The 19525-nt window shown below is 67.0% G+C and carries 21 protein-coding genes; 11 read left to right on the top strand and 10 right to left on the bottom strand.

What is annotated here, in order from left to right:
- Together ACWEO2_RS26880 and ACWEO2_RS26885 are read left to right on the top strand one after the other, a co-directional pair.
- A complete protein-coding gene (locus tag ACWEO2_RS26880) occupies positions 1-456 on the top strand; it encodes an acyl-CoA thioesterase (RefSeq protein WP_452407872.1) in 456 nt (151 codons plus the stop codon).
- Between the two features lie 182 nt (positions 457-638).
- Entirely contained in the window at positions 639-1304 is a 666-nt protein-coding gene (locus tag ACWEO2_RS26885; protein WP_452407837.1) for a hypothetical protein, read from the top strand.
- 128 nt (positions 1305-1432) lie between these two features.
- Here ACWEO2_RS26885 and ACWEO2_RS26890 read toward each other — a convergent pair whose 3' ends face one another.
- Together ACWEO2_RS26890 and ACWEO2_RS26895 are read right to left on the bottom strand one after the other, a co-directional pair.
- Positions 1433-1753 (bottom strand): AzlD domain-containing protein, encoded by a 321-nt coding sequence (locus ACWEO2_RS26890; RefSeq protein ID WP_452407838.1) that lies wholly within the window; start codon positions 1751-1753, stop codon positions 1433-1435.
- 55 nt (positions 1754-1808) lie between these two features.
- Positions 1809-2513, bottom strand: coding sequence for an AzlC family ABC transporter permease (locus tag ACWEO2_RS26895; protein ID WP_452407839.1), 705 nt, complete (start codon positions 2511-2513; stop codon positions 1809-1811).
- 127 nt (positions 2514-2640) lie between these two features.
- Between ACWEO2_RS26895 and ACWEO2_RS26900 the strand changes: the two genes are divergently transcribed.
- On the top strand, positions 2641-3201 hold the full coding sequence (locus tag ACWEO2_RS26900; protein ID WP_452407840.1) for a helix-turn-helix domain-containing protein: 561 nt from the start codon (positions 2641-2643) through the stop codon (positions 3199-3201).
- Between the two features lie 134 nt (positions 3202-3335).
- Here the strand turns inward: ACWEO2_RS26900 and ACWEO2_RS26905 are convergent, their stop codons facing one another.
- The gene (locus ACWEO2_RS26905) at positions 3336-4043 is read right to left on the bottom strand and encodes an HNH endonuclease (RefSeq protein ID WP_355181103.1); all 708 of its coding nucleotides are present in this window, start codon (positions 4041-4043) and stop codon (positions 3336-3338) included.
- 258 nt (positions 4044-4301) lie between these two features.
- Between ACWEO2_RS26905 and ACWEO2_RS26910 the strand changes: the two genes are divergently transcribed.
- The 4 genes from ACWEO2_RS26910 (at position 4302) to ACWEO2_RS26925 (ending at position 7308) form a co-directional block, all read left to right on the top strand.
- Positions 4302-4706 carry a globin gene (locus ACWEO2_RS26910; protein ID WP_452407841.1) on the top strand — a complete coding sequence of 135 codons (405 nt, stop codon included), beginning with the start codon at positions 4302-4304 and terminating at the stop codon, positions 4704-4706.
- A 200-nt stretch (positions 4707-4906) separates the two neighbouring features.
- On the top strand, positions 4907-6442 hold the full coding sequence (locus ACWEO2_RS26915) for a glycoside hydrolase family 13 protein (protein ID WP_452407873.1): 1536 nt from the start codon (positions 4907-4909) through the stop codon (positions 6440-6442).
- A 139-nt stretch (positions 6443-6581) separates the two neighbouring features.
- Positions 6582-6857 carry an aa3-type cytochrome oxidase subunit CtaJ gene (gene ctaJ, locus ACWEO2_RS26920; protein WP_354957575.1) on the top strand — a complete coding sequence of 92 codons (276 nt, stop codon included), beginning with the start codon at positions 6582-6584 and terminating at the stop codon, positions 6855-6857.
- Positions 6844-7308, top strand: coding sequence for a DUF5130 domain-containing protein (locus ACWEO2_RS26925; protein ID WP_355181108.1), 465 nt, complete (start codon positions 6844-6846; stop codon positions 7306-7308). Before ctaJ ends, ACWEO2_RS26925 begins: the two co-directional genes overlap by 14 nt.
- 174 nt (positions 7309-7482) lie before the next feature.
- On the opposite strand, the gene pepN is transcribed toward ACWEO2_RS26925, so the two are convergent.
- The gene (gene pepN, locus ACWEO2_RS26930; RefSeq protein ID WP_452407842.1) at positions 7483-10065 is read right to left on the bottom strand and encodes an aminopeptidase N; all 2583 of its coding nucleotides are present in this window, start codon (positions 10063-10065) and stop codon (positions 7483-7485) included.
- A 138-nt stretch (positions 10066-10203) separates the two neighbouring features.
- On the opposite strand from pepN, the gene ACWEO2_RS26935 reads away from it, so the two are divergent.
- On the top strand, positions 10204-11040 hold the full coding sequence (locus tag ACWEO2_RS26935) for a phosphoribosylaminoimidazolesuccinocarboxamide synthase (RefSeq protein ID WP_452407843.1): 837 nt from the start codon (positions 10204-10206) through the stop codon (positions 11038-11040).
- A gap of 34 nt (positions 11041-11074) precedes the next feature.
- Here ACWEO2_RS26935 and ACWEO2_RS26940 read toward each other — a convergent pair whose 3' ends face one another.
- The 4 genes from ACWEO2_RS26940 to ACWEO2_RS26955 form a co-directional block, all read right to left on the bottom strand.
- A complete protein-coding gene (locus ACWEO2_RS26940; protein WP_452407844.1) occupies positions 11075-11551 on the bottom strand; it encodes an NUDIX domain-containing protein in 477 nt (158 codons plus the stop codon).
- A 333-nt stretch (positions 11552-11884) separates the two neighbouring features.
- Positions 11885-13108: an RNA polymerase sigma factor gene (locus tag ACWEO2_RS26945; RefSeq protein ID WP_452407845.1), complete on the bottom strand. Its 1224-nt coding sequence runs from the start codon at positions 13106-13108 to the stop codon at positions 11885-11887.
- 6 nt (positions 13109-13114) lie between these two features.
- Positions 13115-13516, bottom strand: coding sequence for a YciI family protein (locus tag ACWEO2_RS26950; RefSeq protein WP_452407846.1), 402 nt, complete (start codon positions 13514-13516; stop codon positions 13115-13117).
- Between the two features lie 106 nt (positions 13517-13622).
- Entirely contained in the window at positions 13623-14846 is a 1224-nt protein-coding gene (locus ACWEO2_RS26955) for an NAD(P)/FAD-dependent oxidoreductase (protein ID WP_452407847.1), read from the bottom strand.
- Between the two features lie 171 nt (positions 14847-15017).
- On the opposite strand from ACWEO2_RS26955, the gene ACWEO2_RS26960 reads away from it, so the two are divergent.
- On the top strand, positions 15018-15662 hold the full coding sequence (locus tag ACWEO2_RS26960; RefSeq protein ID WP_452407848.1) for a mycothiol-dependent nitroreductase Rv2466c family protein: 645 nt from the start codon (positions 15018-15020) through the stop codon (positions 15660-15662).
- A 10-nt stretch (positions 15663-15672) separates the two neighbouring features.
- Here the strand turns inward: ACWEO2_RS26960 and ACWEO2_RS26965 are convergent, their stop codons facing one another.
- The gene (locus tag ACWEO2_RS26965; protein ID WP_452407874.1) at positions 15673-16707 is read right to left on the bottom strand and encodes a M48 family metallopeptidase; all 1035 of its coding nucleotides are present in this window, start codon (positions 16705-16707) and stop codon (positions 15673-15675) included.
- 337 nt (positions 16708-17044) lie between these two features.
- Here ACWEO2_RS26965 and ACWEO2_RS26970 point away from each other — a divergent pair, with 337 nt between their 5' ends.
- Together ACWEO2_RS26970 and ACWEO2_RS26975 are read left to right on the top strand one after the other, a co-directional pair.
- Positions 17045-17518: a ribose-5-phosphate isomerase gene (locus ACWEO2_RS26970; protein WP_354957565.1), complete on the top strand. Its 474-nt coding sequence runs from the start codon at positions 17045-17047 to the stop codon at positions 17516-17518.
- Between the two features lie 80 nt (positions 17519-17598).
- Positions 17599-18414, top strand: a complete 816-nt coding sequence (locus ACWEO2_RS26975) for an Fpg/Nei family DNA glycosylase (RefSeq protein ID WP_452407849.1) — start codon at positions 17599-17601, stop codon at positions 18412-18414.
- Between the two features lie 75 nt (positions 18415-18489).
- Here the strand turns inward: ACWEO2_RS26975 and ACWEO2_RS26980 are convergent, their stop codons facing one another.
- The gene (locus ACWEO2_RS26980; protein ID WP_452407850.1) at positions 18490-19443 is read right to left on the bottom strand and encodes a GGDEF domain-containing protein; all 954 of its coding nucleotides are present in this window, start codon (positions 19441-19443) and stop codon (positions 18490-18492) included.
- Positions 19444-19525 lie beyond the last annotated feature (82 nt).

Consider the following 19525-nt stretch of genomic DNA (forward strand, 5'->3'; position numbering starts at 1 on the left):
TTGAGCAGCAGCGGAAAGGCGCAGGGCGGCAGCCTATTACTGCCCAAGCGATTCCACGCCAAGGTAGACGTCAGGTGGTCGGATATGGACGTGTTCCAGCACGTCAACCATGCCCGCATGGTGACGTTGCTGGAGGAGGCGCGGATTCCGTGGCTGTTCGAGGACGGGCGTCCGACCGCCTCGTTGCGTACCGGCTGTGTGCTGGCGGACCTTCGGGTCCGCTACCGCGGTCAGCTGCGGCACGAGGACACCCCGCTGGATATCGCGATGTGGATCGAGCAGCTGCGGGCGGTTGATTTCACCATCGGTTACGAGGTCCGAGCCAACGGCGCGGCCCCGGACTCGCCGCCCGCGGTGCTCGCCTCCACCCAGATCGCGGCCTTCGATATGCGGACGCAGCGCCTGCGACGGCTCACCGATACCGAACGTGACTACCTCGCCGAGTGGAAAGAATGAGCGATTGCCCGGGGCGTTCGGGCGGCGGAATCGTTGGGCAGTAATGGCTGGTTTCGGCCGTCGGGCAGTGGTCGTCGGTATCGGCGGCCGTGCGGTGGCGGCTGAATCCGCTGGCATAGCGGTGGTGGCGGACTGCGGTCGTCGTATGGTGGCGGCCGCGATGTGGTGATGTGGGAGCACTGATGTCGGGACAGCGCGTCCTGGAGGTTTCCGATCCGGCCGAGCGGGAGAATCTGGCGACATTTCTGAGCCGGGCCGTTCGGCTGGATCCCGCGGTGGTGGTGCGTCTGCGCCGTCGTGGCGAACGATACGTATCCGCGTGGGTGGCAACGGGTTTCGAAGCGCTCGCGGTGCGCACCGTGCTCGCCGAGCTCGGTTCCGACGATGTCACCGTCGGTGCCGATCTGGTGCTGGCCGGTTTGCCGTCCGGAAGTCCGATCGATCTCGGCTATTCGATGGATTCGGCCTGGCGTGGTGCGCTCCCGCCGGATGTCGGCTTCGAACATGTCGACGATGTGCCCGCGCGCACCCTCGTCGAGCTCGCCGAACAGGGTGCGGCACTGGCCAAGGAACACGGCAGCAGCCATGGCCCGCCCGCCTCCCTGCTCGACCAGACGGTGCTCACCGTCTCCGGGGCGCTCGACCAGGTCCAGGTCCCGATGCGCGTCGTATTCGCGCTCACTGCAATGGATTTCATCCCCCACTCCGGTGACAGGGCCGACCCCCGCCGCATCCCGACCGCCGAAATCGTCCGGGTCCGTGCCACCAGAACCTGGCTCCGCCTCGATGCCCGCTACGGCTCCGTCGCCCGCCGTCGAGGCGGCGGCATCCCGCTTACCCCCAGCTGATCCGAACGCCCTGCCGCCGCTGCCTGTCGCGAATTCCCGCACCTCCGGTCGGGATTCGCATCCGTCGCGCAGTGCGGATCCCGAGAGCGGGTGCGGCTGAATGGATTTGGTGATGCGGAACCGGCGGGTCAGGAGAGGCCGAGCAGGCGCAGGAAGGCGGTGGTTGCGGCCGCCGCGAGGATGACGACGAGCATGGGCTGGTTGCGCCAGGCCAGCAGGCCACCGACCAAAACCCCTGCGGGCAAGGCGAATCCGAGGTGGCCGGAGCCGGTGGGCACTGTGGTGATGGCGACCATCGCCGTGAGCAGGACGACCGCGCCGATCTCCAGCAGTTTCGTTGCTCGCTCCGGGAAGCGGATGCGGTTGCGCAGCGCGGGGCCCGATGAGCGGAAGGCGTAGGTTCCGGCGGAGAGTGCGGACATGGCCACCAGCAAGATCGGGGTACTCACGCCTGTGCCGCCATGGTCCTCGGCTCGGCCGGAGCTCCGCCGATGAATCGCTCGCTCATGCCGCCCGCGCCTCTCCGGGCTCGGCCTCGCCGTCGTCGTTCCGCGAGATCGCGAAGAACAACCCCGAAAGCGCAACCAGCACAGGCATTCCGGCGGGTAGGAACGGCGCGCTCGCCACGGCCGCGATCGCTCCGATCAGCGCCGCCCGCAAGGTGTCCCGCGCCCGCAGCGCGGGCATGACCAGCGATAACAGCACCGCGGGGAACACCGCGTCCAACCCGATCGCACCGGTGTCGGGCACTATCGTGCCGATCAGCGCGCCGATCGCCGCACCGCCGGGCCAGGCGATGAGCACACCCAACCCGCTCACCCAGTACGCGGCCCGCCGACGCGCAATATCCGGCTGGGCCAGGGCCAGCGCGACGGATTCGTCGTTCATCACATGGACGCCGATCCGCCGCCGCCATCCGGTGCCGACCACATCGGGCACCGAGAGCCCGTACGGCAGATGCCGGGCATTGACCAACAGCCCGGCCAATACGGCCGCGATCGGGCTGCCACCCGCCGCCATGATCCCGATGAAGAGGAACTCCGCACCGCCCGCGAGCACGACGATCCCGAGCACGATCGGAACCCACATTGGAAAACCCGAGGTGACGGCGGTAGCGCCATAGGAAACCGCAATCAGACCGACCGCCAGGAGTACCGCCGCGATGCCGGCGAGTGTGTCCCGATCGAGTGTTCGCCATATCGAACGCATGTAGCTTATAGTGAACACGGCGGGGCGATTCGTCAATATGATTCTCTGTTGGGCGGTTCAACTGTGTTGATGACCCACCCCGGCCGGCTTTACCGGCCTGCCATCCCCCTAGTCGACGGGAGCGCGCATGGACCAGGATCCGACGACGCCGCAGGCAGTGATCGCCGCTGCGCTGCGCCGGGAGCGTGCCCGCGCCGGGCTGTCGCTCACCGAGGTCGCCAACCGTGCAGGCGTCGCGAAATCCACACTGTCCCAACTGGAATCGGGTACCGGAAATCCGAGCCTGGAGACCATGTGGGCACTGTGTGTTGCCCTGGATATGCCCCTATCGCGGCTGCTCGACCCGCCACGCCCGACCGTTCAGGTTATTCGCGCGGGGGAGGGCCCGGTATTGGTCGCCGCGGAATCCGACTACCGCGCCACCCTGCTGGCGGCCGGACCTGCGAATACCCGCCGTGATTTCTTCCGGATCACCGCCGAACCCGGCCACGCCCGCAGATCCGACCCGCACAGTCCAGGTGTGATCGAGCACGTACTGCTGGCCAGCGGCCGCGCCCGCACCGGCCCGATCGACGCAACCGTCGAACTCGGACCCGGCGACTACATCTCCTACCCGGGCGATGCCCCCCACGTCTTCGAAGCCCTGGCTCCCAACACCTCGGCGGCTTTCGTCATCGAGTACACCTAGTCGGAAATCGTCGGCCGCGGACGCAGCCGGATGACGTGCACCGATCGACCCCCGTGGATGCGTACCTGGTGGCCGTGAACGCGTGCGGCGAATGAATGCCAATCCCGGCCCGACGGAACCGATCCGGTCGGGAGCTAGGCGGCACCCTCGCCGAGATACTGCAACCACACCGGATCCAACTCCGCGGTGGTCGACAACAGCCGCCAGTGCGGTCCCTTCGGCGAGACCAGTGGCGAACGCAACGTCCAGCCCAACTCGCTGAGCAGTTTGTCCGCCTTGCGGTGGTTACACGGGGCACAACTCGCGACGCAGTTCTCCCAGGAATGCTCGCCGCCGCGACTGCGCGGGATGACGTGATCGATGGTCTCTGCCTTACCACCGCAATACCCACAGCGGTAGCGGTCGCGATGCATGAGGGCGGCGCGGGTCATCGGGACGCGCGCCCGATAGGGCACATGAACGTAGCTGCGCAGCCGGATGACCGACGGAATCGTGACGGCGGATTCGGCGGAATGCACCACCGATCCCTCCGGATCATGGTGGACGGTATCGGCTTTATCGCAGATCAGGAGCACCACGGCGCGGCGTGCGGACAGCGCGGTGAGCGGCTCGTAGGTGGCATTGAGAAGCAACACCCGGCGCTTCAACCAATTGGCGGTCTCGTTCTGGACCGGCGTGAGGTGCGGATTGTGGTGAGCAGGCTCACCGGTGCGATGTGCACCCGGATAGTGATCGGACAAGATGTGCAGCGGAGTAGCCCCCGACCCACGATTGTGGACGTCGGCGGGCTGGAGTTGTCGGTGCGTCCTGGCCTCGTGTGATCGGCCGTGCCGCTGCTTCATGGGGACCCCGGTTTCATAGTTATCAAGATCATGTGGTATCTCGGCAGAGACTGCCACCCAGTTGACCATGGAATGCGCACTATTGCACGGTGATTTCGCACAATGTCGGATGAACTGTGGTTGAAGGGCTGCCCGTTCGTGACGCGGGCACAATGGAGTGCGGCCCGTAGCGATCGCTTGCGGGTCGCCCGAAACGGCCCGTAGCGATCGCTTGCGGGTCGCTCGAAACGATCAGTGCGGACCGATCGAGAGGACCTGATGACTTCCGGCGAGCAGACAGCGACGTCGTTCTACGACGCGATCGGCGGGGCGGCGACGTTCCACCGGATCATCGCGGCGTTCTATCGAGAGGTGGCGGCCGACGAGGTATTGCGCCCGCTGTACCCGGAGCAGGACCTCGGACCGGCGGAGCGGCGGCTGCGCATGTTCCTGGAGCAGTACTGGGGTGGGCCGCGCACCTACTCCGATGAGCGCGGACATCCGCGGCTGCGAATGCGGCATATGCCGTTCAAGATCGGTCCGGTGGAGCGCGACGCGTGGCTGCGCTGCATGCGGATCGGCGTGGCAGAGATCGGACCGGAAATTCTGGATGATGAGCATCGCAAGGCATTGCTCGATTACCTCGAGATGGCGGCAAATTCGCTGGTGAATGCTGCCTGGTGAGATCGTTTTGGTCGAGCTCCCGCATTGTCCCGAGGTTTTCGACTCGCATATCGAATGCTGAATATTTGCCAGATATCATCGAACATGGCTGAGCCTGAGCGAATTTGCCGAAAATCTTTGGCACTATTACGGATGTGACTGATACGCCTGCCATCCCGGCGCCGGTGGATCGCACCGCCCAACCTTGGTGGCGGTCGGCCATGTTCTACCAGATCTATCCGAGGTCCTTCGCGGACTCCGACGGTGACGGGATCGGCGATCTCCGCGGGATTCGCGACAAGCTCGGCTACCTGGAACTACTCGGGGTCGACGCACTCTGGATCTGTCCGGTGATGCGCTCTCCCATGGCCGACGGCGGCTATGACGTCGCCGACCCGCGCGATATCGACCCGCTCTTCGGCGGTATGGCGGCAATGGACGAGCTGATCGCCGAGGCGCATGACCGCCGTCTCAAGGTGACCATGGATCTGGTGCCGAACCACACCAGCGACCAGCATCCGTGGTTCGCGGCGGCGCTGGCCGCGGCACCGGGCAGTCGGGAACGCGAGCGCTACATCTTCCGCGACGGCCGCGGACCCGACGGCGCGACGCCGCCGAACAACTGGCCGAGCATCTTCGGCGGGCCCGCCTGGACCCGCGTTATCGAGCCCGACGGCCGGCCCGGCCAGTGGTACCTGCACATATTCGCGCCGGAGCAGCCGGATCTGAACTGGGCAAATCCCGAGATCGCCGCCGATTTCGAGCAGACGCTGCGGTTCTGGCTGGATCGGGGCGTCGACGGGTTCCGCCTCGATGTCGCGCACGGTATGGCCAAACCGGACGGCCTGCCCGATATGGAACGCGTCGAAACCAAGATGCTGGTGCACGACGACGACGATCCGCGTTTCAACAATCCCGCCGTGCACGAGATCCACCGCCGCATCCGCAAGGTGCTCGACGAATATCCGGACGCGGTCTCGATCGGCGAGGTCTGGGTGGACGACAACACCCGCTTCGGCGAGTACGTCCGGCCGGACGAACTGCACCTGGCCTTCAACTTCCGCCTCGCCGAGACCCGGTTCGATGCCGACGCGGTGCGCGCGGCCATCGACAATTCGCTCGCGGCCGTCGCGCCGGTGGGCGCGGTGCCCACCTGGACGCTGTCCAATCACGACATCGCGCGTGAGGTCACCCGGTACGGCGGCGGTCCCGTCGGCGTGGCGCGGGCCCGCGCCATGATGATGGTCGAGCTGGCACTGCCCGGCGCGGTTTTCATCTACAACGGCGCCGAACTCGGACTGCCCAATGTCGACGATCTGCCCGAGGCGGCGCTGCGGGATCCGGTCTGGGAACGTTCCGGACATACCGAGCGCGGACGCGACGGCTGCCGGGTGCCGATTCCATGGGAGGGGGCAGCGCCGCCGTTCGGATTCACCACGGGCGAGGCCTGGTTGCCGATGCCGCCGCAGTGGGCGGCGTCGACGGTCGAGGCGCAGCTGGAGGCGTTGGGCTCCACCCTGTCGCTGTATCGCATGGCGATCGAATTGCGTGGTGTCCGACCGGAATTCGCGGGCCCCCGGGTCGAATGGTACGGCAGCCCGGCCGGTTGCCTCGCCTTCCGTCGGCTCGGTGGACTGGTCTGTGTGCTGAACGCCTCGCCCGTGCCGATCGCCTTGCCGCCCGGTGACGTGCTGCTCGCCAGCGCCCCGTCGGAGAACGGTCAGCTGGCCGCCAATGCCGCCGCCTGGCTGGTGTGACCGGACAACACGAGCTCGACCAGAACGCGAACTACTACACGGCATCGTCTACCGTTAGGCCTGTGAGTGAGCGAAGCGAGCGAACCATGTGCCAGCGCGCCATGCGGACGACGAAGGCGAGCGCCAGCGAGGTGCAGTCGTGAGCATTCTCGAGACAGTGCTGATCTTCCTCGGCATCCCGCTGGTGATCTACGGCGCGATCGCCGGATTGTCGTTTCTCGGCAAGCCACTGCCCGGCGAGAAGCCGGTCCACTACGACCTCGGTCAGAAGTGGACCCAGCCTCCCGTGCTGTGGAGTGCCACCGACGAGGTGACCGGATCGGGTCACCACACTGCTGAGTCGTCGCATGGACATGCGGCGATCGAGTCCACCGCGGTGGAGCTGATCGGAGGCCGGGCAAGTGGCAAATTCTAATTGGCCCGCGGTAGTCGAATCCGAATTGCCGCACGGTTCGGTGGTCACCAGCAGCGGCCGCGTCTCCGGTGTGCACGAGGCCGGCGCGGTGTTCAAGGAAGCCCCGTTCAGCGATGACGAGCGGCTGGCCATGGACAACGTGCTCACCGAGGCGACCCGCGCGACCAAGGTGCGCTTCAACATCTTCATCGGCGATCTGGGTGCGGATCCGGCCGCCGGTGCGGACGCGGTCTTCCCGGCGACCCCCGAGGCGGCGCGTTCGGTGCTCATCGCCGTCTCGCCCAACGACAAGGCCGTAGAGGTCCGTTCCGGCAGCGAGATCGCCGACCGGGCCAATGACCGCGTCTGCCAGCTCGGCGTCACCGCCGCCCTGAGCTCCTTCCGCCAGGGCCAGCTCATCGACGGTCTGATCTCCGCGGTCCGCGTCATGGCCGCCGCCATCGGCCGCTGATCCACCGGTTTCACCCCGGCGCGTTCACCTGCGAAGGTGGACGCGCCGTTTGCGTTGTGCCGCACGGAACATCGAGCGGCGGCCTGCAATGTCTCGGGACAGATGCGAACGGGGCGTGCTCATCGCAATGATCTGCACGCCCCGTTTCGATCCGGCTAGGTGCCGTCGCCTCGTTCAGCCCCGGGCGTCGAAGGCGCGGGCGCGCAGTGAGCGTTCGATGCCCGCCTTGCCCTCGGTCACCAGGCGGCGCAGGGCGGGCGGGTGATCACCGGCGAGGAACTTGTCCGCCGTTGCCACGGCGTCCTCGCTGATCGCCCAGACAGGGTAGAGGCCGACGACGACGGTTTGCGCAACCTCGCTGGAGCGGCGCTCCCAGACCCCGGGCACCTCGGCGAAATAGCGGTCGACATAGGGCGCGAGCAGCTCGCCCTGGCCCGCCGGTGCGAACCCGCCGACGATCGAGCGGGCGGTGATATTCGGCACCGAATCGTCGGTCATCACCGTGTTCCAGGCCTGCTCCTTCACTTCGGCGATCGGCCGCGCCGTCGCCGCCGCCGCCGCTTGGCGCTTACCGGCGGCGGTGGGGTCGTTGGCCAATTCCTGGTCGATGACCGGAGTGTCGAGGCCCTCGGCATCGATCTCGCCCGCCGCCGCCAGCGCGGTGACCAGCCGCCAGCGCAGATCGGTGTCCACCACCAGACCGGGCAGACCGACGGTGGCCGGATCGCCGTCGAGCAGTTCGCGCAGCACCTCGGTATGCCAGGCCTGCAGCCGCGCGCCGGTGAGCGCATTGACAAAGGCGAGCTGATGATCCGAGCCCGCCGCGGCCTCACGGGCCAGTTCCAGCAGCCGGTTGGCGTATTCGGTCCAGCCGGTGGCATTCGCCCACTCCGGATCGGCATAGCTGCCGATCGCGGTATTGGCCTGCATCAGAAGTCGCTGCACCACACCGATTTCGGTCTCGGTGCCGATTCCGCGCTGCACCAGGGCGACGAAGTCGCGTGCGCGCATCTCGGCCTGCCTGGTCATCTCCCACGCGGCCGACCAGCACAGTGTGCGCGGCAGTGGTTCGACGATTTCGTGGATGCGGTGCAGCACCACATCGAGCGAATCGGGATCGAGGCGAACCGAGCAGTAGGTGAGATCGTCATCGTTGATCAGCACCAGCTGGCCGCGTTCCACGCCGACGAGTTCGGGCACCTCGGTGCGCTCGGCCGCGTCGAGGTCGAGTTCGATGCGGTTGGTGCGGACCAGCTTTCCGTCCCGTTCGCCGTACACACCGATCGCAAGGCGATGCACGCGCCGCTCACCCGCGCCCGGCTGCGCACCCTCCTGGACGACCGCGAACCTGGTGAAACGGCCGCCGGGATCGACCTCGAAATCCGGACGCAGGATATTCAGTCCGGTGGTCTTGAGCCACTGCGTGCCCCAGCCGGACAGATCGCGGCCGGAGGACTTCTCCAGTGCCGACAGCAGATCGTCGAAAGTGGCATTGCTGTAGGCGTGTTCGGTGAAGTAGGCGCGCAGTCCGGCGAGGAACGGTTCCAGCCCGACATAGGCCACCAGCTGCTTGAGCACGGAAGCGCCCTTGGCGTAGGTGATTCCGTCGAAGTTGACCTCGACCGCGTGCAGATCCGGAATATCGGCAGCGATCGGATGCGTGGAGGGCAGCTGATCCTGCCGGTATGCCCAGGACTTCTCCACATTCGCGAAAGTGGTCCAGGCACTGGTGTACTCGGTCGCCTCGGACTGGCACAGCACCGAGGCGAAGGTCGCGAACGACTCGTTCAACCACAGGTCGTCCCACCACTTCATGGTGACCAGATCGCCGAACCACATATGCGCCATCTCGTGCAGCACCGTCTCGGCGCGCCGCTCATAGGATGCGCGGGTCACCTTGGACCGGAAGACGTAGTCCTCCAGGAAGGTGACGGCACCGGCGTTCTCCATCGCGCCCGCGTTGAATTCCGGGACGAACAGCTGGTCGTACTTGCCGAACGCGTAGGGCACACCGAAGTTCTTGTGGTAGAAGCCGAAGCCCTGTTTGGTCTCGGTGAACAACCGGTCGGCATCCATGTGCTCGGCGAGCGAGGCGCGGCAGTAGATGCCGAGCGGGATGGTGCCATGGTCGTCGGTGTAGGCGTCGGTCCATTCTGCGTACGGGCCCGCGATGAGCGCGACCAGGTAGGTGCTCATCTTCGGGGTGGTGCGGAACAGGTGCTTACCGGGATCGGCGAGCAGCGTATCGACGGCGGCCCCGTTGGAGATGACCTTCCAGTTCGGCGCGGCGGTCACGCTGATATCGAAGGTGGCCTTGAGGTCCGGCTGGTCGAAGCAGGCGAACATGCGCTTGGCGTCGGCGGTTTCGAACTGCGAGTACAGGTAGACCGCGTCATCGGTGGGATCGACGAAGCGGTGCAGGCCCTCACCGGTATTGGAGTATTCGCAGTCGGCCTCGACGACGAGTTCGTTGCGCTCGGCCAGACCGGTGAGTGTGATGCCCGTTGACTCGTCGTAGTCGGCGATATCGATCGCGGTGCCGTTGAGCACGGCCGAGCGGACCCCGCGGGCGACGATATCGATGAAGGTGCTCGCACCCGCAGTCGCGGTGAAGGTGACCGTGCTGCGGGAGAAGAAGGTCTGCTCGCCCGGCTTCCCGGCCCCGTCGGTCAGGTCGAGGTCGATGCGATAGGTCTCGACCTGCACTGTCGAGGCGCGTTCGATTGCCTGGTCGCGAGTCAGGTTCGGTGCGGACATGGGACTCCTTCGTTAGTCGAAGAACATGTGCGGGCGGGCCGCCCGGCGGGCACAGCACTCACCACAATGCCACCTCGGTAAGGTTGCCCGCGCGGAAGTCTTTCCCATAAACCCTATCGATCAGGATCGGAGCGCGACGTGCAGCACATCCACGCCGGAAAGGTGCGCGACCTCTACGAGGACGGCGAAACACTGCTGCTCGTGGCGTCGGATCGGGTGTCGGTCTATGACGTGGTGCTGCCGACGCCGATCCCGGATAAGGGCGCGCTGCTGACCCAGCTGTCGAACTGGTGGTTCGAGTACTTCACCGACGTGCCCAACCATGTGGTCTCGGCGACCGATGTGCCCGCGGAATTCGCCGGTCGCGGCATTCGGGTCAAGCCGCTGAAGATGCTGCAGGTCGAGTGCATCGCGCGCGGCTACCTGACCGGCTCGGGGCTCAAGGAGTACGAGCAAAGCGGCACGGTCTCCGGTGTCGCACTGCCGCCGGGGCTGCGCGATGGCGACAAACTGCCCGAACCGATTTTCACCCCGTCCAGTAAGGCATCCGAGGGCCACGACGAGCCCATCACCTTCGCGGACGTGGTGAACCAGGAGGGCCGCGAGGTCGCCGAGCAATTGCGCGATCTGACATTGCGGATCTACACCCGAGGCGCCGCGCACGCCGCGCAGCGCGGTGTCATCGTCGCCGACACCAAGGTCGAATTCGGTTGGGACGGTGACACTCTCACCCTGGGCGATGAGGTGCTGACCTCGGACTCCTCACGCTTCTGGCCCGCCGCCGAATGGGAGCCCGGCCGCCCCCAGCGCTCCTTCGACAAGCAGTTCGTCCGCGACTGGTCCACCTCGACCGGCTGGAACAAGGAATATCCCGGCCCGGAGATCCCCGCCGATATCGTCGAAGCCACCCGCCAGAAGTACATGGAAGCCTACGAACTCATCACCGGGCAGGCCTGGGGCGGCGCAACCCGCTGACCGCTGGGCAGGGTCTCGGGCGGTGCGGAAGCGGTCAGCTGAGGTGTTGAGCGAGGCGGTCCAGGTAGGGGCGTTGGCCGTTTCCGAGCTTTTCGTGGGCGGTGCGGAGGTCGAACCAGGCGGCGCGGTCGATTTCCGGGAAAGTGGCGGTTCGGCCGGATTTGGGCGGCCATTCCATATCGAAGGTGCCGGGCACCACTTCGGCTGGGTCCAGGTCGGCCTCGACGGCCCAGACGGTGAGGTTCTTGGTGGATTTGCCACTGCCGTAACGAACCTCGCCGAGCGGCACCCGCTCGCCTTCGGGCACCAGTAGGCCGAGTTCCTCGGTGAACTCACGGGCCGCGGCGTCCTCGGGGCTCTCGTCCTCCGGGTCGTATTCGCCCTTCGGAATCGACCAGGCGCCCGCATCCTTATGCGCCCAGAACGGTCCACCCATATGCCCGATCAGGACCTCGACATCACCAGAACTCCGGCGGAACAACAGAATCCCAGCACTGAATTTCCCAACCACACCTAGCAGTCTGCCGCCTGTGGCAAGTAGACGCGCACGCGACACGGCCCCACCGCAGCGACCCCGCCGCCGCTCTCAGATCTGGCAGGGCCTCCGTGCGCGCCAGGGGCCCGACGTGCGACTCCGGCAGCCTGTCACACGCTCAACCACCACTCGAGGGTCTATCTCGCTAACGGTGTTTCCGGCGTTGTTCCTCAGTAGGTTTGGGCGTTGGGCCAGCGGTCGGCGAAGGTGCTCGCGAAGGCGTTGACCGCGGGTTTCCAGCGCCTTGTCCATCGTGCCCGTCCCTGGCCGCCCCGATCGAGGCGAACGGGGAGGGCGGGTGTGGTGGGGTCAGCGGCGGTGGTGGAGGTGGGCCGCGCGCAGGGTTAGGTAGTTGCGTTCGGGGGAGCTGGTGGTGTGGTGGGCGGCAGCGGTGTAGTGGGTGATGGCGGCGTCGAAATCGCCCGCCATTTCGTGTAGGTGGCCGCGGACCGCGTCGAGGCGGTGGTTGCCCGCCAGTTGATCGTCGAGGGTGGCGGCGAGTGCGAGGCCAGCGGTGGGGCCGTGGACCATGGCGGTGGCGACGGCACGGTTGAGGGTCACCATCGGGTTCTTCGAGATGCGCTCGATCATGTTGTACAGCGCCAGGATTCGCGTCCAATCGGTGTCCTCGGCACGCCGGGCCTGCGCGTGCAGCACCGCGATCGCGGCCTGGATTTGGTAGGGGCCGGTGAGGCCCGATGCCAGGGTGCCGGTCGTCAGCGTGGTGCCTTCGGTGATCAGCGCGCGATCCCACAGAGCGCGGTTCTGCTCGGCGAGCGGAATCAACTCACCATGGGGCCCGGTGCGCGCGGCCCGGCGGGAGTCGGTGAGCAGCATGAGCGCGAGCAGTCCGGTCACCTCGGTGTCGTCGGGGAGCAGCAGGTGCATGGATCTGGTCAGGCGGATGGCCTCGGCGGCGAGATCCGTCCGCTGCAGGTTGGGCCCCGAGGTGCTGGTGTGCCCCTCGTTGAAGATCAGATACAGCACGTGCAGTACCGAACCCAGCCGCTCGCGCCATAGCGGGTCACCGGGTCGGGCGAACGGCCGGTCGAGGGTGGCCAGCTTCTTCTTGGCCCGCGTAATCCGTTGCGCCATGGTCGCTTCGGGTAGCAGGAAGGCGTTGGCGATCTCCACTGTGCCGAGTCCGCCGACCGCGCGCAATGTCAGCGCGATGGCACTCGCGGACGACAGTGCCGGATGGCAGCACAGGAAGAACATGGCGAGCGTGTCATCCCGATCGATGGCCTCGGCATCGGGCACATCGCGTTCGAAGACCGTCGTCTCCCTGCGCCGCCGAGCCACTTCGGCACGCACCGCATCGGCCATCCGCCGGTGCGCGACCTGGATCAGCCACCCGCGCGGATTGTCCGGCAGACCGTCGGCGGCCCATTGCGTCGCCGCCGCGAGCATGGCCTCCTGCAGCGCATCCTCGGCGGTGTCGAAATCACCGAACCGGCGCACCAAGGTGCCAAGGACCTGTGGCGCGAGTTCGCGCAACAGGTCCTCGATGCCCGCGGGCAATATCGTGCTCATCGCGGACTACTGGTCGGTCGCCGGAACACCCATCACCGCGCGCACCTCGATGCGCTCACCGATCGGCTGTCCGCCCGGCCCCGGTGCCGCCGACGCCTGCGCGGCAATCTGCAGCGCGCGCTCCGGGCTCTCCACATCGACGATCCAATATCCGGCGAGGAATTCCTTGGTCTCCGGAAACGGCCCGTCGGTGATCACCGGTGCCGAGCGTCCGTCCGAACTGACCACCCGCGCATCCTCCGGTCCGGCCAGTCCCTGGGCGTCGACCAGTTCACCGTTCTTGGCCAGCTCCGCACCCAGCGCCTGCTGGAAATCCAGATGCGCCTGGATCTCTTCCGGCGTCCACTCGGTGATCGGGATATCGCAGTTGGCGGCGGGTGCGTAGGTCTTGAGCAGCATGTACTTCATATCCGGTCTCCCTGGCCTTCGGTGCGCCCGTCCGGCGCGCTCGCAATGCGGTCGGAGCGCGTCACGCCGATTCGACACATTCTCGAATAGTTGGCCGTGACCCGCATCACAGGGGCGTCGCGGGATCGGCGAGCCGGTCCGGATCGACCTGCTGGCCGATCAACTCCCTGATCCGGTCGGTGACATCCCAGATGTTCACGTTCATGCCCGCCAGTACCCGGTTGTCGGCGTCGAGCCAGAACGCGACGAATTCGCGCTTGGCCTCATCGCCGCGCACCACCACCCGCGCGTACTCGCCGGGCGCGGCATAGCCGGTGTACTCCATGCCCAGGTCGTATTGGTCGGTGAAGAAGTAGGGCAGCCGCTCATAGGACGCGGACTTGCCCAGCATGGTCCGGGCCGCAACGGCGGGCTGGTTGAGCGCATTGGCCCAGTGCTCCACCCGAATCGGGCGGCCGAGCACCGGATGCTGCTCCTCGGCGATGTCGCCGACAGCGACGATATCCGGGTCGCTGGTGGCCAGGCCGGCATCGACGAGCACGCCGCCATTGGTCGCGAGCCCGGCATCCGCGGCCAGCTCGATATTCGGACGCGCACCGATCGCGACCAGTACCGCATCGCCTTCGACGACGGTGCCATCGGCGAGCCGGACGCCGGACGCCAGATCCGTCTCCACGGTATGAGTGATGATCTCGCTGACCTGCGCGCCGAATCGGAAGTCGACGCCGTGGTCGCGATGCAGCTGCGCGAAGACCCGGGCCATTTCCGGCCCGAGCGCCGCCAGCAGCGGCAATTCGGCGGATTCGACAATGGTGACCTCGACCTGGGCGGCGCGCGCGGCCGAAGCGACCTCGAGCCCGATCCAGCCCGCCCCGATGATGACGAGGCGGCGCGCGGTGCCGAACAGTTCGATCAGGGTGTCGGAATCGCCAATGGTGCGCAGGGTGTACACGCCGCGGGCGTCCATACCGGGAATCGGCAGCCGGCGCGGTGTCGACCCGGTCGCGAGCGCGAGCTTGTCGTAGCCCAGCGTCGAACCATCCGGCAGCGTCACGGTTTTCGCGGTCCGATCGATCGCACCGACCTCGGTGCCCAGTCGCACGTCGATGTGGTGATCGCGGTACCACTGGCCCGGATCCACGGTGAATTCCTCGAGCGATTTCTTGCCCGCCAGATGTTCCTTCGACAGCGGTGGGCGCTCGTAGGGCAGATAGTCCTCGGCGCTGATCAGCGTCACGGCTCCGGCGAAATCATTGTCGCGCAGTGCCTCCGCCAGTTTGGCCGCGGCCAGACCGCCACCGACGATGACGAAACGCTGATCAGAGGTCATTGCGGACTCCTTTTCGGGAGGGAACCGGATGCCTGCGTGTCAACCCTACTGGGACCCGATGCCGCCTTTCGGGAAATCGGCGACCGGCACGGGAACGAATCGCACGGTTTCGTGGTTGGCCACGGGTAGCGGTGTGCCGCGCCAACTGCATGCGATGGAGAGGAACAGGTCATGAGCGAGACGACCACCAAGAATGTCGCCGATTTCTGGTTCGACCCGCTGTGCCCGTGGTGCTGGATCACCTCCCGCTGGATTCTGGAGGTCGAGCAGGTCCGCGATATCGAGACCCGCTTCCACGTGATGAGCCTGTCGGTGCTCAATGAGGGCAAGGAGGGGCTGCCGCCGCAGTACGAGGAGCTGCTCGCCACCGGCTGGGGGCCGGTCCGGGTCGCCATTGCCGCCGCGCAGGAGCACGGTGACAAGGTGCTTTCCCCGCTGTACACGGCCATGGGCACCCGCATCCACAACCGGCGCGAGGAGTACGCGCGCGACTCCCGCAAGGAGACTCTCGCCGCGGTGATCGCGGATTCGCTCGCCGAGGTCGGCCTACCCGCCGAACTCGCCGCGGCCGCCGAGAGCACGGAATTCGACGAGGCGCTGCGCAAGAGCCATCACGAGGGCATGGACAAGGTCGGACCCGATGTCGGCACGCCGACCATCCACATCAATGGCAAGGCGTTCTTCGGTCCGGTGCTGTCGCGGATCCCGCGCGGGGAGGAGGCCGGGAAGCTGTGGGACGCCGCGGTCACCCTGGCCGACTACCCGCATTTCTTCGAGCTGAAGCGGACCAGGACCGAGGATCCGGTCTTCGACTGAGAGCGCTGCGCTACGGCACGGGTTTCGGCGGCAGCGCCGGAATCTCGCCGTAGCTGCTCGGATACGGACCGGCCGGGGGCGCACCGGCCGGTCGGCTCGGACGCCGGAACAGACGGCCGTGCCTGCTGCGGTCGCGCAGCGCCCACATCCGCCAGGTCAGCACCGGATGCGAGGCCATGGCATTGATGACCCAGACGAAGAAGCCCTTCTCGACCGCGGCCCGGTCGGCCATCTCGTCGAAGCCGACCAGTTTGTTCAGGTACTTGCCCGCGGCCAGGGTGCCCATGGCGGCCGGTGCACCCACATGTCGGTTGCAGTAGCCGTGGTTGTCGGCGGTGTACTCCTGGGACCGGATCAGTGAGCTGCCGATGATCGGCAGCGACGGCGCGACGAACATGCCGAGCTGGCGCCAGTACGAGGTATGCCCGGCCGCGATATGCCCGACCTCGTGACCGATGATGAAGGCGAGTGCATCGGGTTCGCGTGCAGCGCCGCCGATTTCGAACAGATCGCTGTAGACCGCGACATAGCGCCGGAACCCGTGCCCGGAGGCGAAGGCATTGATCTGACCATTGCCGAGTACCACGTAGGCGTCGGGAACCTTGGCCAACCCGAATCGTGCCGCCGCCTCGACCACCATCTGATAGCCCTCGGGGAATTGCGTCGGTGACATCTTGACGGCGTTGACCCGCTGGGCCGCATAACCCATACCGCGCAGGAACCAGACCACGATCGGCGCGAAGACCAGGATCGCCACGTACAGACTCGGCAGCTTCCCGCCCAGGATGAGGTCGACGAACACCAGCAATGCCAGCAGCAATGCGAGCGTGGTGATCACACATACGACCACGAGCAGCGGAATCTCCCACGGATGCCGCGCGGGCATACCGTACGGCGACAGACCGCGCGGCTGACGCTGCGGCGGTGTCCCGGGCGGCACCGGGACCACACCGTGGGGACCTGGGGTGTACGGCGCCGGACCGTAGTGGGGCGTCGGGTACGGCAACCCGGGGTAGGGCTGGGGTGTCGAGGGGTATTGAGGCATCGAGGGGTACTGGGGCGAATCCTGGTGGTCGGAAACACGTCCGCTCGATGTGGCGGTCGCGTCCTGAGCCTGCGCCCATCCGCTCAATGCGGGATAGGGGTCGGCGGGATGGCCCGCCTGCTGGGGCGGCTTGGATTCGGGCGGCTGCATACGGAGAACTCTATTCATTTGCCGGAGACGACGTTCGGAACCGTTGTCGCGCGGTGGTCCCGGTGGCCGCGAACATGGGTGGCATACCTGTCGATTCGCCGCGGCCGCTACCGGTGTTAATCCGGCTGGCACGGTGACGCATGTCCCCCTCGCGGCACGCCCGCACACGCCTGACACAATCGCAGCCATGCGCGTATACCTGGGTGCCGACCATGCCGGTTTCGAACTGAAGAATCACGTCAAGGCCCATCTGGAGCAGGCGGGCCATGAGGTCGTCGACTGCGGCGCCCTCGAGTACGACGCGCTCGACGACTACCCCGCCTTCTGCATCGAGGCGGCCCGCCGCACCGTCGCCGACCCGGGCAGTCTCGGCCTGGTCTTCGGCGGCAGCGGCAATGGCGAGCAGATCGCCGCGAACAAGGTGCCCGGCGCCCGCTGCGCCCTGGCCTGGAGCGTGGAGACCGCCCAGCTGGCCCGTGAGCACAACAACGCGCAGCTGATCGGCATCGGCGGCCGCATGCACTCCACCGAGGAGGCGCTGGCGATCGTGGACGCGTTCATCTCGACCAAGTGGTCCGAGGAGCCGCGCCACCAGCGCCGCATCGACATCCTGGCCGAGTACGAGAAGACCGGTGTGCCCCCGGCTGTTCCGGCCTACTGAGCGCGTAATACGCCGTCCCGCAAGGCGACCCGGTGTCCCGGGTCGTCTCTGCGGCGCAGCAGAGAGGATGCCGGGCTCGGATGCCTGAGGGCCATACGCTGCACCGACTGGCGCGACTGCATCAACGGCGCTTCGCCGGGGGAGTGGTGCGGGTATCCAGTCCGCAGGGCAAGTTCGCGGCCGGTGCCGCCCGGGTCGACGGTCAGGTGCTCACGCGGGCCGAGGCGTACGGCAAACATCTACTGCACCACTACGAGTCGGGTCTCATCGTGCATGTGCACCTCGGCCTGTACGGGGTTTTCACCGAGGTGCCGTTGCCGATGGGGGAGCCGGTTGGGCAGGTGCGGATGCGGATCGTCGGCGACGCATCGGCCGATGATCGCCTGTACGGTACCGATCTACGCGGCCCGACCGCCTGTGAGGTGTACACCCGCGCGGAACTGACGGCGCTGACCGATCGGCTCGGCCCGGACCCGCTGCGGCGCGGCACCGATCCCGAACGGGCCTGGCGGCGGATGCACCGCTCGCGCAGGCCGATCGGCGCGCTGCTGATGGACCAGCAGGTGCTTGCCGGTGTCGGCAATGTGTACCGCGCGGAACTGCTCTTCCGGCACGGCATTTCGCCGCAGCGTCCGGGCACGTCGCTGAGCGCCGAGGAGTGGGACGCGATGTGGACCGATCTGGTTGCGCTGATGCGGGTCGGGGTGCGGGTCGGCAAGATGGTCGTCGTCCGCCCCGAGCACGACCACGGTGAACCGTCTTATGCGGCCGACCGCCCACGCACCTACGTCTACCGCCGCCCCGGCGCCCCATGCCGCATCTGCGGCACCCCCATCGCGCACAGCGTGCTGGAGGGCCGAAACCTGTTCTGGTGCCCCAGCTGTCAAGCCAGCTGAACGATTACCAGGCCCGCTGATGACCTCATCGGTGATCAACGGGCCTCGGTGGTGGCCGAACCGCGTGGTGGCGGATCAGCCCGCAACGGCTTTGATGTCGGGTTTATCGGTTTCGGCAAGGGCGAAGCGGCGACCGCCAGCGGTCTTCGCCGAGTACATCGCGCGATCGGCGCGGCGCAGCAGATCGGTGAAATCGCAGGATTCGCCCGGCGGTGAGTAGGCGGTGCCGACACTCGCCGAGACCGGTACCGGACCGGCCGTCGACCACACCGGATCACGCAGTGCCGCCACGATGCGGTGCGCGATATCGCCGAGGGTGTTGTGGTGCGGGTTGGTGGCGAGCACGAATTCGTCACCGCCGTAACGGCAGATGACGGTCTCCGGCGGACAGATCTCGCGCAGCCTGCGGGCCAGTTCGACGAGCACCTCGTCGCCGACGGCATGGCCGTAGTTGTCGTTGATCTGCTTGAACCGGTCCAGATCGATCAGCAGCAGGCCGACGCCCCGGTTCGGGTCGGCCGCCATCAGCCGCACCTTGTCCTGCAGCAGCGTGCGGTTGGCGAGGTCGGTGAGCGCGTCGTGGGTGGCCTCGTGCCGCAGCCGATGCTGCAATGCGGCGATCTCCTGGACCCGCAATGACACCGCCGCCGAAAGGTTCTGTTCCTGTTGGGCCAGTGCCCGTTCCTGCAGCGCCTGGGCGTAGCTGTCGATGGCCTGGCTGGCGACCAGCGGCCAGCGCGTGGCGACCAGCGACCCGGGCGCCCCCGCCGGGAAGCCGAGCAGCCAGCGGGTGGCCTGGGCCAACATTCTGGTCCGTTCGAACGGCGCCTCGACCAGCCGTGCCCCCAACATCCGCGCCTCGGGCACCGGAAAGGGCTCGGACCTGGCCAGTTTCAGTAGCTGCTCGATGATCTCGGCCAGCACCGGTTGTAGCTGTTCTGGTGACGCATGTGATCCCGGTTCCGCGCAGACCGCACTCGCCCACGCGCCAGCCTTCTGCGCTACGGGTGGTTCGATATCCGCAGACATCGCACTCACCCGCCGCGGGTGATGTCGGTACCCGGGTGCCCTGTTCCCACGCAGGTGCCGGTTTCACCCCGATCGTTCCCAC

It is taken from the genome of Nocardia sp. NPDC004278 (assembly GCF_053602975.1).